The sequence below is a fragment of the Yersinia bercovieri ATCC 43970 genome (assembly GCF_013282745.1).
In the GTDB taxonomy this organism is placed as follows: domain Bacteria; phylum Pseudomonadota; class Gammaproteobacteria; order Enterobacterales; family Enterobacteriaceae; genus Yersinia; species Yersinia bercovieri.
On sequence record NZ_CP054044.1, the window covers coordinates 1,124,130 to 1,139,212 of the forward strand.

Genomic DNA, 15,083 nt, shown 5'->3' on the forward strand with positions numbered 1-15,083 from the left:
TCACGTATTGCTGATTCTCTGACTCACTCTCTGCCGTTTTTGCGAGAAATATCCCATTTTGTTTCTGGTTAATCGTTAATCTGCCTTCAAATGAGAGCGCTCTCATTTCTAATTCATCCATTTTGAGACCAAATTATGAAAACCTTTAAAATTGCCATTATTGGTGGCGGTAGTAGCTATACCCCTGAGTTGGTTGATGGGCTGATTCAGCGCATTGACCAGTTGCCGGTCACTGAGTTGGCCTTGGCTGATGTCGAATTGGGTCGCCAAAAAGTGGAGATTATCGCCGCCCTGACCCGCAGAATGTTGGATCGGCACGGGTTGGAGCAGGTGAAAGTCAGCGTTCACTTCTCGCTGGATACGGCCATCGAAGGGGCCAGTTTTGTGTTGACCCAATTCCGTGTCGGCCAGCTCCCTGCTCGGGCGGCAGATGAACGTTTGGGGCTAAAATATAACCTGCTTGGCCAGGAGACCACCGGTGTCGGCGGTTTTGCCAAAGCACTGCGCACCATTCCGGTGATGCTGGATATTGCCGCTAAAGTCGAGCGACTGGCACCGGAGGCCTGGATCATTAACTTCACCAATCCCGCCGGGATTGTCACCGAAGCGGTGACCCGTTATAGCAAAGCGAAAATTATCGGTTTGTGTAATGTCCCGATCAGCATGCATCATATGATCGCCAATTTACTGAATGCGCCTTATGAAGATATCCAGCTGCGCTTCGCCGGACTCAACCATATGGTGTGGGTGCATGAGGTGTTGCAGCAGGGTAAAAATGTGACCACCAATGTGATGGATATGCTGTGCGACGGTGCTTCGTTGACCATGAACAATATCAAGGAAGCGCCATGGCCGCCGGAATTCCTGCGAGCAATGGGAGCTATCCCTTGCCCGTATCATCGCTATTTCTACCAGACTCAGGATATGCTGGCAGAAGAGATGGCTGCAGCCGCTGAGCGCGGCACGCGCGCGGAACAGGTGATGCAAGTAGAAAAAGAGCTGTTCGATCTGTACGCTGATCCCCATCTGGACAGCAAACCTGAGCAGCTCAGCTTCCGTGGCGGATCATTTTATTCTGAAGTTGCGCTGGAACTCATTCGTGCTATTTATAATAATTTAGGTACGCAATTAGTTGTGAATACGACAAACCGTGGGGCGATTCGCGGTTTATCCGACTGTTCTGTGGTAGAAACAAACTGTATTGTCGATGCACAAGGTGCTCATCCACTCACTTTCGGCCCCTTACCTGTGGCGATGCATGGGTTAACGCAGCAAGTAAAAGCCTATGAACGTCTGACCATTGAAGCCGCAGTACACGGCGATCGCCGCAGTGCCTTATTAGCGCTAGTGACTAACCCACTGATTGCTAACGCGAGCATTGCTCAGCCGCTACTGGAAGAGGTTCTACAGGTCAATAAACCTTATTTGCCTCAGTTCGCAGATTTGTGATGTTAAGTTAGCTATTGTGGCGACTTTTAAATTGTATACCCAATAGATTTCAAGGTGCAGGAAGGCGGCAAACGAGAAAATCCCGATGAGCTTACTCAAGTAAGTGATTCGGGTTTTTGAGTGCAGCCAACACACCTGCAATTTGAAAGATGAAGGGTAATGGGAGAAAGAAATGGTAACACTGGAAGATGTCGCGGTATTAGCCGGGGTTTCCCGTGCTACGGTTTCCCGCGTGGTCAACGGTGATACCAATGTCAAAGCCCTGACTCGCGAAAAGGTGGAACAAGCGGTAGCGGTATTGGGTTACACCCCAAACCCTGCCGCGCGCGCATTGGCATCAAGTCAAAGTCATACGCTCGGCTTGGTGACCACCTCCTATCGAGGCGGCTTCTTTGGTGCATTGATGGATTTTGTGCAAACGGAAGCTGAGTCTCAGGGTAAACAGCTATTAGTCACTCAGGGGCGGGATAATGCGGATAAAGAGTGGCAGGCTATTCAGCGCCTGTATAACTTACGCTGTGACGGCTTGATCCTCCATGTCCGTTTTCTCAGTGATGAAAGGCTGCGTCAGTTGGCGGTCGCAGACCGCTCATTCGTGTTGCTCGATAGGTTAGTTCCCGGTCTTGAAGCCCGTTGTGTGACCTTCGATCACCGCCGCGCCAGTCAAATGGCAACTCAGGTGCTTATCGATGCGGGTCATCGGCGTATTGCGTGCATTAGTGGTTCCGCGCAGCGCCACTCCAGCGAGTTGCGCCGTCAGGGATTTATCGACGCCATGCAATCGGCAGGTTTGACACCAATCGCCTGTGTTGAAGGGGTTTATGATCTGGAGAGTGGCTATCAGCGTGCTGACGAGATCCTCAATCAGCCCCACTTACCGACGGCCATTTATTGCTGCAATGAAGAGATGGCCATTGGTGCACTGCTGGCTATCAATAAGCACCATTTGCAGGTGCCGCAGGATATCTCATTAATTTGCTACGACAGTGGCGAACGCGCACCTTTCGTCTGCCCTGCATTAACCAGTCTGCATTTTCCCATCGTTGAGATGGCGCAATTTGCCACGCAACTCCTGATTAACCCGCAGACACCACCAGCCAGTTTCCCACCAGCGATTATCATGCGCGATTCGGTGATGCCACCCAACCCGTCCCGCTAATTGAAACAGCGTGGCAAGCAACTGCCACGCCGCTCTCTTGCTAATGGCGACCCCCAACGCCAAGGGGGAAATAAGCCCTTAGAAAGTCACATTTAACTTAGCCCACAGTGTCCTACCCGGCTCATTCACTGGCGTATTGACGGAATAACCAAATCCGCTGTTACCGGCCAGATTGAGATGCTCGCTGTAGGTTTTATTTAGCAGATTATCGATGCCCCCGCTAACCTTCACTTGCGGCGTGATTTTGTAGGCCACATTGGCTGAGAGCACACCAAAGCCCGCGCTGTCGGCGAAATCTTTACCCACCACATTCCCTTCATTAATCGCCACCCGATGCTGACTGCTGACTAGCCGCCAGAGTGCGGTGCTACTCCAGTTGCCAGTTTCATAGGTTAGCCCCAGTCGTGCTTCAAGAGGGGGGATTTGTGGCAGTGGGCGATTATTACTGCTGTTTTCGCCCCACGCATAGGCCAGACTGGCATCCGCTTTCCAGTGGTCGTTGAAGGCATAGCCTGCGCCCATCTCACCGCCCATGATGGTTGCGTTGATATTATCCGCCTGACTAATACGTAGATTTTTGGGATCATACTTGAACAAAATAAAATCATTCACCCGACCCAGATAAGCAGAGACCCAACCATTTAGCTGCTTGCCGCTGTATTGCGCACCGATATCAAGCTGGGTAGTTTTTTCACTTTTTACCCCCTCAAAAGCACTGCTCGACCCTGTTGGCCCGAACGTCGGGGAGAATAGCTCCCAGAAGTCAGGAAAACGCTCGGTATGGCCCACACCGGCATACCACATCACTGGGGCATCAGCCAGATTGTGCTCAAAACGCATGAAACCCGCCGGTAGCGTGGCGGAGCGGGTAGGCTCATCGGCGCGGGTATAATTGGTGACCTGATGATGGTCTAAACGAGTGCCGGTAATCAGTTTATCCTGCTCACTCATCGTCCACGTCAGTTCGCCGAACAGGCCATAGTTTGCGAAGCTGGCATTTTTGTTCCACGTATTTTGTCTGTTCTTGCGATGGGTATTGGTTTGCATGTCACTACCGGCTTCTAGTTTCAGATCCTCCCACAACCAGGTTCCCATGACGCGACCGCCAATGGTGCGACGGTCTAGATTACTGGTCATCGCCATCATCGGCGGGGTGCGTAAGCTATGGTTATCCATAATGTGGTTGACGTAGTTGTAGTAAACCTTAGCTTCAATCTTATCCAGCACTTCACCAATATTGCTTTTCTCGAAACGCGCTCCCAAGCTTTCGCGCAAAAATTGCGAGCCGTCCATACCGCGCCCAGCATAGCTCGCCTCACCATCGCCTTTACCGGCCGTCAGCTCAAGCAAAGTGTCGGCATCTGGCGTCCAGCCCAGCGCGACATCCGCATTCCATTTATCCCACTTCGATGGCACCCGGGTGCCGTCGCCATCCTTATAATTACCCGCTTGCGACTGATTCCCCATCATGCGCAGATAGCCTTGCTCGTTGCCCAAACTCGCATTGAGATTTTTATCCCAGCGCCCGTTGGAACCCACCAGCAAGCTGGCATCGCCCTGGACGCCCGCTTGATCAAAATGGGGCTGCTCGCGCTCAAACAAAATGGTGCCAGCGGAGGCACCCGGCCCCCATAACACCGATTGCGGCCCCTTCACTACCCTCAACAAGTCAAAGCTCTCCGGTGAGATATAGGAGGTGGGCGCATCCATCCGCGACGGGCAGGTGCCCAGTGTTTCGGCACCATCAGTCAGAATTTTGATGCGCGAGCCAAACATGCCACGGAAAACCACATCGCCATTGGTGCCGCCATTACGGATTTGCGAAAAACCGGGGATAGTTTTTAGGTAGTCCGCACCATCACTGGCCGGTACTGGCTGGCGTGGTGTTTTAGGCGAGGTGACGATGGTGAGCGGCGAATGCTGGGGGGCGGTGACCGTAATCACCTCGGCGTCATTGGTTTGTTTATCGCCGCGATTATCGGTGACGTGGTTGGTCGCGTGATCTGCGGCCACCTGATGATCCGCTGCCATAGCATTTAAGGTCAATACCGAGAGTGCGGAAGTGACTGCGCACGCTAATAATGTTTTTTTACCGCCGTTATTCTTACCAGACATAATGATTCCTTGGACAATAGAAATGAGTCCGGTGGATATTTCTCATACCAGAGAGTTCACACCAGATAATCCACAGTAAATAAGTGGTTTTGATTTTTTATTGAGTGATCAGGAATAAAAAGTAGGCGGCGCGCGTGGTTGACTCTCGTAATAGCGCTCTTTGATGAGTTGCGTATAAACAAATAGCGGCGGAGATAACTCAATCCGCAGTAATGCAGAGCGGATATCTGCTTTGAAAGCCGTGTTGAGCAACGGCAGATGGGTCAGTAATACACAATATCCACAGGCGGCATGGTTCATCATCATGCCGTCATGACGATTCCCGTGCTCATCGGAAGTAGTTGTAGTAGCTGTTTTAGCGCCGTGATGGGCCTCTGGTGAGTCATCTGGCCCACTGCGGTGGTGACTCGCCATCTCCATCGCGCCATCAGCCACTGTTATGGCGGGTTTGCTTTGATCGTAAGAAAGCGCCAGTGAGACTGAAACCACCGGTGCGATAAATAGCATCAGGATCGCGGCTATTCCCAGCCAGGCTGAGTAGTGCCTGCTGCGATAAAGAATTTGACCTAATGGCACCGGAGCACCAATAGCACTACAGCAGGAATCCCACTGTTCATCACGATAGTTCCTTTATCTCAATAACAACCAATAGAATACGATTGATTACTCTCTGTTTTATGAACAGTTTTTATTAGCCCTGACCTGTCAAGGCCGCAGAAAGAATCATATCTGAACCTATCTTAATGCAGTGTTAATTCTCATTAAATTAAGGGTATTTCTCATTTTCTCCGAGCCGGAATATGTGACGCCTCACTATTATTCTCCATTCCATTTCACTCATTGCATTAAAAGTTGGATGTAAGTCACAAAAACCCACTATGCCTGTGCTAGGATCCGCCGCCTGAGTAGTGAATTGGTTTGAACCCTTTTTATTAACGTTCTTACTATGGTTGTATTAACTATGGTCGTATTAACTCTATGCTGACACAGGCCCCTCTATGAATAACAGCAATCGCCTTCGACTCACTTGGATCAGTTACTTTTCTTACGCTCTGACCGGCGCGTTAGTTATTGTCACCGGGATGGTGATGGGGAATATCGCGGAGTATTTCAATCTGCCTATTGCCAGTATGAGTAACACATTTACTTTCCTTAATGCGGGTATTCTGATCTCCATTTTCCTCAATGCCTGGTTGATGGAGATCATTCCATTAAAACGTCAGTTGGTATTTGGCTTTATTCTGATGTTGGTAGCGATTGCCGGATTGATGGTGGGCCATAATCTGATGCTCTTCTCAATCAGCATGTTTATCCTTGGGGTCGTGAGCGGGATCACCATGTCGATCGGTACTTTCCTGATAACCCATATGTATGAAGGGCGTCAGCGTGGCTCCCGCCTGCTGTTTACCGACTCATTCTTCAGTATGGCGGGGATGATTTTCCCGGTAGCGGCGGCAATGCTGCTGGCACGCCATATTGAGTGGTACTGGGTTTATGCCTGCATCGGCCTGCTGTATGTGGGGATTTTCGTGCTGACATTAATGTCTGAGTTCCCGGTTCTGGGCCATAAGGCCAGCGATGAAAACAAGCCCGTGGCGAAAGAGAAGTGGGGCATTGGTGTGCTCTTCCTGGCGATTGCCGCACTGTGCTACATCCTTGGTCAACTCGGTTTCATCCAGTGGGTGCCGGAATATGCCACCAAGACCTTCAATATGGATATCAGCCAAGCGGGCCAACTGGTCAGTAACTTCTGGATCTCATATATGATTGGGATGTGGGTGTTCAGCTTCATCCTGCGCTTCTTTGACCTGCAACGCATCGTGACTGTGCTGGCTGCGCTGGCAACACTGGCGATGTATCTGTTTGTCAGCACTGATAATCCGGCCTATCTGAGCTACTACATTCTGGCATTAGGCTTTGTCTCCAGTGCCATCTACACCACACTGATTACCCTCGGCTCGCTGCAAACCAAAGTCTCTTCACCCAAACTGGTGAACTTCATTCTGACCTGCGGTACTGTCGGGACTATGCTGACCTTCGTCGTCACAGGCCCCATTGTCGCGAACAGTGGTGTTCATGCCGCGCTGACAACAGCCAACGGCCTCTATCTGGCGGTATTCGTGATGTGCCTGATTCTGGGCTTCTTCACCAAACACCGCAGCCACGGCCATGCAACACACTGATTGATGGTTTAGCTGAATCAACTGCCCTGCCGCCATTGCGGTAGCAGGGCAGCCCCCTACTTAAAGTTCACCACCTCTTCGTGGCCCAAATAGATCCGACTCTCGGCGGGCTGCGTGCTGGCGATCACCACCCCATGACGAATGGAGTAGCGCACCGGCACTTGTCGCCGCACCGCATCAAAACCACTTTCGGCGGGCAGAATAATCAGATTGGCGCTATTACCTAACTGCAAACCATAATCCGATAAATTCAATGTTCGGGCGCTGTTGTGGGTGATCAGATTCAGCCCATCATTGATTTGGCCGTATCCCATCAGCTGACAAATATGCAGCCCCATATGCAGCACTTGCAACATATTGGCGGTGCCCAGCGGATACCACGGGTCAAACACATCATCATGACCGAAGCAGACATTAATATCGGCCGCCAGCATCTCCTTGACCCGCGTAATGCCGCGCCGCTTCGGATAGGTGTCAAAGCGCCCTTGCAGGTGAATATTCACCAAGGGGTTGGCGACGAAGTGAATGCCGGACATTTTCAGCAGGCGAAATAGCCGCGAGGCATAAGCGCCATTATAGGAGTGCATCGCCGTGGTGTGACTGGCGGTCACCCGCGCCCCCATGTTTTCACGGTGCGCCAAGGCCGCCACTGTTTCGACAAAACGCGACTGCTCATCATCAATCTCATCACAATGCACATCCACCAGCCGCTGATATTTCTGCGCCAGTGCAAAGGCAATATGTAGCGATTCGACGCCATATTCGCGGGTAAATTCAAAATGCGGGATCGCCCCGACCACATCCGCGCCTAGTCGCAGCGCCTCTTCCAACAGCGCCGCGCCATCGGGATAGGAGAGAATACCCTCTTGTGGAAACGCCACAATCTGCATCTCCACCCACGGACTGACCTCCTCTTTCACCTCCAACATGGCGCTCAGCGCCGTCAGGCTGGGATCAGAGACATCCACATGGGTGCGCACATGCTGAATACCATTGGCGATTTGCCATTTCAGCGTCTGCCATGCCCGCTGCTTAACATCCTCGCGCGTCAACAGCGCTTTGCGCTCAGCCCAGCGCTCTATCCCCTCAAACAGGGTGCCTGATTGATTCCAGCTCGGTTGCCCCGCTGTTTGAGTGGTATCCAGATGAATATGCGGCTCGACAAAGGGGGGCAGTGCCAAACCACCCTGCGCATCCAGCACACCCGCGCCTGTTGGTAGTTGATCCGGCTGCGGCGAAATTGCACTGATTTTGCCCTCCGCGACCTTAAGCTGCCAAAGCCCCGTTTGCCCGACCAAGCGCACATTGTTGATGCTCGCCAGTAAATGATTTGTTGCGGATTGCGCTGACATTGATACCTCCATGACCCCTTTGCCACTTTCGGCATGATCTGTTGTTAGCTTATCCGATCAGCAGTCACCCGCCCGATTTTCTTTTTATCGGCGGATTTATCGTTAGATCAAAAAAACAGCCAGAACTGAAACCTTTCAGCTAAAGATGAATGAAATCCGCAACTTATCAAAAAACGTTAAAAATCATCCATCTACCACCTTAGAGGTATATGAAACGCTAATTGATTTACATCAAGAAGTGCCATGTTGGGAAGATTAAGGTAAGCGTAGAAAATTAAAAATTGAGGCAAAAATGAGCAAAGTCAAACTTGCCATCATCGGCAACGGCATGGTCGGCCACCGCTTTATCGAAGACTTACTGGATAAAGCCGATAAAGACCAATTTGAGATAACCGTATTTTGCGAAGAGCCTCGCATCGCTTATGACCGGGTACATCTCTCCTCTTACTTCTCCCACCATACTGCCGAAGAGCTGTCATTAGTTCGTGAAGGCTTTTATGAAAAACACGGCGTCAAAGTGCTGGTTGGCGAACGCGCCATTACCATCAACCGCACCGAGAAAGTGATTCACTCCAACAGCGGCCGTACCCTCTATTATGACAAGCTGATTATGGCGACCGGCTCCTATCCGTGGATCCCGCCAATCAAAGGTAGCGAAGGGCAGGATTGCTTTGTGTATCGCACCATTGAAGACCTAAATGCTATCGAGGCCTGTACCCGCCGCAGCAAACGTGGGGCAGTTATTGGTGGTGGGCTGCTCGGGCTGGAAGCCGCAGGGGCTTTGAAAAGCCTCGGCGTTGAAACCCATGTGATTGAATTTGCACCCGTATTAATGGCCGAGCAGCTTGACCCTATGGGTGGTGACCAGCTACGCCAGAAAATTGAGCGCATGGGCGTCAGAGTCCATACCGGCAAAAATACGCAGGAAATTATTCATTCAGGCCAAAACGGCCGCAAAACCATGCAGTTTGCTGATGGATCGCAGCTGGAAGTCGATTTTATTGTCTTCTCCACCGGTATTCGCCCACAAGACAAACTGGCGCATCAATGCGGTTTAGCCACAGCACGCCGTGGTGGTATTGCTATCAATGATTATTGCCAGACATCCGACCCGGATGTCTACGCCATTGGTGAGTGTGCCTCGTGGCAAGAGCGGACCTTCGGGCTGGTTGCACCGGGTTACAAAATGGCGCAGGTCACCGCCGATCACCTGTTAGGCCGCGAAAATGCCTTTAAAGGTGCCGACATGAGCGCCAAGCTGAAGTTGCTGGGTGTCGATGTGGGCGGGATTGGTGATGCCCATGGCCGCACTGAAGGGGCGCGCAGCTACGTTTATCTGGATGAAAGTAAAGAAATTTATAAGCGTCTGGTGGTCAGCGCCGACAACAAAACCCTGCTCGGCGCCGTCTTGGTGGGGGATACCAGCGATTACGGCAACCTGCTGCAACTGGCGCTAAACAATATCGCGCTGCCAGATAACCCCGACAGCCTGATCCTCCCGGCTCACGCCGGCAGTAAACCGGCCATGGGGGTAGATTCACTGCCAGATAGCGCGCAGATCTGCTCCTGTTTTGATGTCACCAAAGGCGACATTATTCAGGCCATCGGTCAGGGCTGCCATACCGTCGCCGCACTGAAATCCGCCACTAAAGCCGGCACTGGCTGCGGCGGCTGTATTCCGCTGGTCACCCAAGTGCTGAATGCCGAACTCAGCAAGCAAGGCATTGAAGTGAATCATCATTTGTGTGAGCACTTCGCCTATTCGCGCCAAGAGCTGTATCACCTGATCCGGGTTGAAGGGATTAAATCCTTCGATGCCCTGCGGGAAAAATATGGTAAAGGCTACGGCTGTGAAGTCTGTAAACCGACAGTCGGCTCACTGCTGGCCTCCTGCTGGAATGACTATGTATTGGCACCGCAACATACGCCGTTGCAGGACACCAATGACAACTTCCTCGGCAATATCCAGAAAGACGGCACTTACTCAGTCATCCCGCGCTCACCGGGTGGGGAGATCACGCCGGATGGCCTACTCGCAATTGGCCGCATCGCCAAAGAGTATAATCTGTACACCAAACTGACCGGCTCACAGCGCGTGGGGATGTTTGGCGCGCAAAAAGATGACCTGCCCGCTATCTGGGCGCAACTGATTGAAGCGGGCTTTGAGACCGGCCATGCCTATGCCAAAGCACTGCGCATGGCAAAAACCTGCGTCGGCAGCACCTGGTGCCGCTTTGGTGTGGGTGACAGCGTCGGTTTTGGTGTCGCACTGGAGCACCGCTTCAAAGGCATCCGCACACCACACAAAATGAAGTTCGGCGTCTCCGGCTGTACCCGCGAGTGTTCCGAAGCACAGGGCAAAGACGTGGGGATTATCGCCACCGAAAACGGCTGGAACCTGTATGTCTGCGGTAACGGCGGCATGAAGCCACGTCACGCGGACTTACTGGCGGCGGATCTGGATGAAGAGACCCTGATGCGCTACCTCGACCGCTTTATGATGTTCTACATCCGCACCGCCGATAAGCTGCAACGCACTTCGGTGTGGTTGGAGAGCCTGGAGGGCGGCATTAGCTACCTGCGGGCGGTTATCCTCGACGACAAACTGGGCATCAACGATCAGTTGGAAGCCGATATTGCCCGCCTGCGCGACAAAGTGACCTGCGAATGGAAAGCTACCGTCGAGGATCCAGCGGCACAAGTTCGCTTTGCCCACTTTATTAATAGCCCGATGCGCGACCCGAACGTGCAAGTGGTGGCTGAACGTGAACAACATCGTCCGGCCCGCCCGGATGAGCGCATCCCAGTGCGGCTGCTTGAACTGGAGGAGAACCTATGAGCCAGTGGATTCCACTCTGCCTGTTAGACGATATTTTGCCCGGCAGCGGCGTGTGTGGGCTGATCGGCGAGCAGCACATTGCGGTTTTCCGCCCCTACACTGACGAGCAGGTTTTCGCCATCAGCAATATTGATCCTTTCGCTCAGGCCAGTGTGCTGTCGCGCGGATTGATTGCTGAGCATCAAGGTGATCTGTGGGTCGCCAGCCCGCTGAAAAAACAGCACTTTCGCCTGCATGATGGCCTCTGTCTGGAAGATGAAACCCGCTCGGTTGCCCACTATGACGTGCGAGTCCGCGACGGCATGGTGCAAATCAAAGCGTGATAAATAACGGGTTAACTGGCCAGCACCGGATACCTACAAAATAACACTCAATCATCCCCAAAGTGATTGGCGTTGCTGCTAACAGCGCTGCGGCGTCAATACCGAGGGGATTGGGATTAAAAATGTATAGTGACACCATCAACAAATGCGCGGCTAACGCGGCGCGAATCGTCAAACTGGCCAAGGATAGCCCGCTAGGCTTTTGGATTGGTTCTGCCATGGCCGGTGCCTATGTTGGCCTTGGCATTATTCTGATTTTCACCTTAGGAAACCTGATCGACCCGGCTTACCGTCCGCTGGTGATGGGAGCCACCTTTGGCCTGGCACTGACCCTGGTGATTATCGCCGGTTCTGAGCTGTTCACCGGCCACACCATGTTCCTGACCTTCGGCGTGAAAGCGGGCACCATCAAATCCAGCCAAATGTGGGCAGTATTGCCGCAAACCTGGTTGGGGAATCTGCTGGGTTCGGTGTTTGTGGCCCTGCTCTATTACTACGGCGGCGGCAGCTTGTTCACCGTGGATACCAGCCTGATACACACCGCCGCGCTGGCAAAAACCTCGGCGCCCGCTATGACCTTATTCTTCAAAGGTGTATTATGTAACTGGCTGGTTTGTCTGGCGATCTGGATGGCAATCCGCGTAGAAGGCGCGGCGAAATTTATCGCTATCTGGTGGTGTTTGCTGGCCTTTATTGCTTCTGGCTACGAGCACTCAGTGGCCAATATGACCCTGTTCGCGCTGTCATGGTTTGGTCATCACAGCGAGGCCTATACCCTCAGCGGCATTGGTCACAACCTGTTGTGGGTCACGCTGGGGAATACCCTGTCGGGTGCCGTTTTTATGGGCCTCGGCTACTGGTATGCCACACCACGAGAGCAGCGCCCACAGTCTGTGCCCGTTAGCGCGCCACACGCGGTAAAAGAGTAACTTTTTACTGTTCTCCCCCGCCGGCAAAGGCGGGTTTTATCACCCCACCACCTTAATCTGAAGGATTGCCGATGGACTACTTCCCGATTTTCTGCCAACTGCAAAACAAAGCCTGCCTGCTGGTCGGTGGCGGTGAAGTGGCCGAACGCAAAGCTCGGCTGCTGCTGGATGCGGGTGCTGCTATCACCGTCAACGCCTGCGAATTTACGCCACAGTTTCACCTGTGGGCCGAGCAGGAGCAGCTCACCTTAGTCAGCGGCGAGTTTGCTCCAGAGCTGCTGGCAGAGCAGTGGCTAGTGATTGCGGCAACTGATCAGGTGGCGGTGAATGCTTTGGTCTATCAAAGCGCCAACCAACAGCGGGTGTTCTGCAATGTGGTGGATGATCCCAAGCGCACCAGCTTTATCATGCCATCAATCATTGACCGCTCACCCATCATGATTGCTATCTCTTCTGGCGGTAAAGCACCCGTGCTGGCACGGCTGTTGCGGGAAAAGCTCGAGGCGATGCTGCCACTGCATTTAGGGCAGTTGGCACAGTTGGCGGGTCATTTGCGCCAACGGGTGAAGCAACATTTTGCCGCCATGCCCGATCGCCGTCGTTTTTGGGAAAAACTGCTAACCCACGATCGTTTGGCGCAATCACTGGCGAATGACGATCAGGTACAAGTCGAGCAGCACATTGAGCAGTTGTTCAATGCACCGCTCTCTGATCGCGGTGAAGTGGTATTGGTGGGTGCCGGGCCGGGTGATGCGGGTTTGCTGACCTTAAAAGGTTTGCAGCAGATTCAGCAAGCTGATGTGGTGGTGTATGACCGCTTAGTCTCCGATGAGGTCATGAATCTGGTGCGGCGTGATGCCGAGCGGATTTTTGTCGGCAAACAGTCGGGCCATCACAGTGTGCCACAGGATCAAATCAATCAAATCTTGTTGCAGCAAGCACAGCTTGGCAAGCGGGTGGTGCGTTTGAAAGGCGGCGACCCGTTTATTTTTGGCCGTGGTGGCGAGGAGCTGGAAACCTTAGCGGAATATGGCATTCCTTTCTCGGTGGTGCCTGGGATTACTGCCGCCTCGGGCTGTTCTGCCTACAGTGGCATTCCCCTGACCCATCGTGATCATGCGCAGAGTGTGCGGCTGATTACCGGTCATGCCAAAAAAGAGGGCCAGCTGGATTGGGCCAATCTGGCGGCTGAGAAGCAAACACTGGTGTTTTATATGGGGTTATCGCAGGCCGGAGAGATCCAGCAGCAGCTAATTCGACACGGTATGCCGGCCATGACGCCAGTGGCACTAGTGGAGAATGGCACCTCGCGACATCAGCGAGTGGTCAGCGGCGAACTGAGCCAGTTGGCGCTACTTTCCCAGCAGGTCAGCAGCCCTAGCCTGATTATTGTCGGCAGCGTGGTCAGCTTACGTGAAAAACTGAATTGGTTTTCCAGCGCCGAGCACGACAAAGTCGCGGCAAAGGAGCAGGTTGAAAGAGTGGGTTAAGCTGAGTTGACTCAGAAGGGGGAGAGCTCCCCTGAGGTTAATGACAAAGCGACTTATAACTTAGTGAGTAAAAGGTTGACCGCACCTAGGGGCGCTCCGACGGCTTACGCCGTTACGGCCCCAACGGCACGTTTCCCCTTTATTTGACTTTGTCGGCAGTCTGAGGGAGATCTCTCCCCCTTCGGGTTGCTTACTGATTTACTTACGGATGTGCAACAAAACCAATGGCTTGGTAGACTTTCGCCAGTGTCTCTTGGGCGCGGGCGCGGGCCTTGGCAGCCCCTTCACGCATCACTTCCTGCAAGAAAGCCTCATCTTCACGATAAGTGTGATAACGGGCCTGTAGCTCACTCAACATGCCAGAAACTGCCTCGGCAACAGCGCCTTTCAAATGGCCGTACATTTGGCCTTCAAACTGCGCTTCCAGCTCAGGAACTGACTTACCTGTCACGCCAGAGAGAATATCCAGCAAGTTAGACACACCGGCTTTCTTTTCGGTGTCATAGCGGATCACTGCTGGCTCATCAGAGTCGGTCATCGCGCGCTTAATCTTTTTCACTACCGATTTAGGATCTTCCAGCAACTCAATGACATTGTTGCGGTTGTCATCAGATTTGGACATCTTTTTGGTTGGGTCCTGCAACGACATCACCCGCGCACCCGCTTTAGGGATAAACGGCTCTGGAATTTTGAAGATATCGCCATACAGATTGTTAAAGCGGTTCGCGATATCGCGGCTCAACTCCAAATGCTGTTTCTGGTCTTCCCCCACCGGCACCTGATTGGTCTGATACAGCAAGATATCTGCCGCCATCAACACCGGGTAATCAAACAAGCCAGCATTAATGTTTTCGGCATAGCGGGCTGACTTGTCTTTGAACTGGGTCATACGACTCAGTTCGCCAAAATAGGTGTAACAGTTCAGCGCCCAGCTCAGTTGGGAGTGCTCTGGCACATGGGACTGAACGAAAATGGTGCTCTTCTGCGGATCGATGCCGCAAGCCAGATAGAGCGCCAGTGTGTCCAGTGTTCTCTTTCTTAACAGCGCGGGGTCTTGACGCGCGGTGATAGCATGTAGGTCAACAATGCAATAGATGCAATCATAATCATCTTGCATCTGTACCCACTGACGCAGCGCACCCATGTAATTGCCAATGGTCAATTCACCGGACGGTTGCGCGCCGCTAAATACGATAGGTTTATTGGACACAACAGGTTGACCTAATTCAGTGGGGTGACTCATT

The 15,083-nt window shown here is 52.6% G+C and carries 11 protein-coding genes; 7 read left to right on the plus strand and 4 right to left on the minus strand.

Features of this window, described 5'->3' with window-relative positions; all coding sequences use genetic code 11:
* Window positions 1–135: 135 nt before the first annotated feature.
* Together HRK25_RS05205 and HRK25_RS05210 are read left to right on the plus strand one after the other, a co-directional pair.
* Complete coding sequence (locus tag HRK25_RS05205; RefSeq protein ID WP_005271734.1) at window positions 136–1,449, plus strand: 6-phospho-beta-glucosidase; 1,314 nt, start codon at window positions 136–138, stop codon at window positions 1,447–1,449.
* A gap of 172 nt (window positions 1,450–1,621) precedes the next feature.
* Window positions 1,622–2,608: a LacI family DNA-binding transcriptional regulator gene (locus HRK25_RS05210; protein ID WP_005271730.1), complete on the plus strand. Its 987-nt coding sequence runs from the start codon at window positions 1,622–1,624 to the stop codon at window positions 2,606–2,608.
* A 78-nt stretch (window positions 2,609–2,686) separates the two neighbouring features.
* Here HRK25_RS05210 and HRK25_RS05215 read toward each other — a convergent pair whose 3' ends face one another.
* Window positions 2,687–4,726 (minus strand): TonB-dependent copper receptor, encoded by a 2,040-nt coding sequence (locus HRK25_RS05215; RefSeq protein WP_099460570.1) that lies wholly within the window; start codon window positions 4,724–4,726, stop codon window positions 2,687–2,689.
* Between the two features lie 105 nt (window positions 4,727–4,831).
* Complete coding sequence (locus HRK25_RS05220; RefSeq protein WP_005271728.1) at window positions 4,832–5,299, minus strand: DUF2946 domain-containing protein; 468 nt, start codon at window positions 5,297–5,299, stop codon at window positions 4,832–4,834.
* Window positions 5,300–5,721: 422 nt separating this feature from the next.
* On the opposite strand from HRK25_RS05220, the gene tsgA reads away from it, so the two are divergent.
* On the plus strand, window positions 5,722–6,906 hold the full coding sequence (tsgA, locus tag HRK25_RS05225; RefSeq protein ID WP_005271727.1) for an MFS transporter TsgA: 1,185 nt from the start codon (window positions 5,722–5,724) through the stop codon (window positions 6,904–6,906).
* Between the two features lie 56 nt (window positions 6,907–6,962).
* On the opposite strand, the gene HRK25_RS05230 is transcribed toward tsgA, so the two are convergent.
* Window positions 6,963–8,270, minus strand: coding sequence for a cytosine deaminase (locus HRK25_RS05230; RefSeq protein ID WP_072083794.1), 1,308 nt, complete (start codon window positions 8,268–8,270; stop codon window positions 6,963–6,965).
* Between the two features lie 280 nt (window positions 8,271–8,550).
* Here HRK25_RS05230 and nirB point away from each other — a divergent pair, with 280 nt between their 5' ends.
* The 4 genes from nirB (at window position 8,551) to cysG (ending at window position 13,839) form a co-directional block, all read left to right on the plus strand.
* A complete protein-coding gene (gene nirB, locus HRK25_RS05235) occupies window positions 8,551–11,097 on the plus strand; it encodes a nitrite reductase large subunit NirB (protein WP_005271722.1) in 2,547 nt (848 codons plus the stop codon).
* The gene (gene nirD / locus HRK25_RS05240) at window positions 11,094–11,420 is read left to right on the plus strand and encodes a nitrite reductase small subunit NirD (protein ID WP_032896771.1); all 327 of its coding nucleotides are present in this window, start codon (window positions 11,094–11,096) and stop codon (window positions 11,418–11,420) included. Before nirB ends, nirD begins: the two co-directional genes overlap by 4 nt.
* 122 nt (window positions 11,421–11,542) lie before the next feature.
* Window positions 11,543–12,349, plus strand: a complete 807-nt coding sequence (nirC, locus tag HRK25_RS05245; protein ID WP_032896769.1) for a nitrite transporter NirC — start codon at window positions 11,543–11,545, stop codon at window positions 12,347–12,349.
* A gap of 71 nt (window positions 12,350–12,420) precedes the next feature.
* Window positions 12,421–13,839: a siroheme synthase CysG gene (gene cysG, locus HRK25_RS05250; protein WP_005271715.1), complete on the plus strand. Its 1,419-nt coding sequence runs from the start codon at window positions 12,421–12,423 to the stop codon at window positions 13,837–13,839.
* A 202-nt stretch (window positions 13,840–14,041) separates the two neighbouring features.
* On the opposite strand, the gene trpS is transcribed toward cysG, so the two are convergent.
* On the minus strand, window positions 14,042–15,082 hold the full coding sequence (trpS, locus tag HRK25_RS05255) for a tryptophan--tRNA ligase (RefSeq protein ID WP_032896767.1): 1,041 nt from the start codon (window positions 15,080–15,082) through the stop codon (window positions 14,042–14,044).
* Window position 15,083 lies beyond the last annotated feature (1 nt).

Bases quoted from the DNA above. Each gene is read 5' to 3' on its own strand.
- cysG (WP_005271715.1), top strand. From the start codon at position 12,421: ATGGACTACTTCCCGATTTTCTGCCAACTGCAAAACAAAGCCTGCCTG.
- HRK25_RS05205 (WP_005271734.1), top strand. From the start codon at position 136: ATGAAAACCTTTAAAATTGCCATTATTGGTGGCGGTAGTAGCTATACC.
- tsgA (WP_005271727.1), top strand. From the start codon at position 5,722: ATGAATAACAGCAATCGCCTTCGACTCACTTGGATCAGTTACTTTTCT.
- nirB (WP_005271722.1), top strand. From the start codon at position 8,551: ATGAGCAAAGTCAAACTTGCCATCATCGGCAACGGCATGGTCGGCCAC.
- nirD (WP_032896771.1), top strand. From the start codon at position 11,094: ATGAGCCAGTGGATTCCACTCTGCCTGTTAGACGATATTTTGCCCGGC.
- trpS (WP_032896767.1), bottom strand. From the start codon at position 15,082: ATGAGTCACCCCACTGAATTAGGTCAACCTGTTGTGTCCAATAAACCT.
- HRK25_RS05210 (WP_005271730.1), top strand. From the start codon at position 1,622: ATGGTAACACTGGAAGATGTCGCGGTATTAGCCGGGGTTTCCCGTGCT.
- HRK25_RS05230 (WP_072083794.1), bottom strand. From the start codon at position 8,270: ATGGAGGTATCAATGTCAGCGCAATCCGCAACAAATCATTTACTGGCG.
- nirC (WP_032896769.1), top strand. From the start codon at position 11,543: ATGTATAGTGACACCATCAACAAATGCGCGGCTAACGCGGCGCGAATC.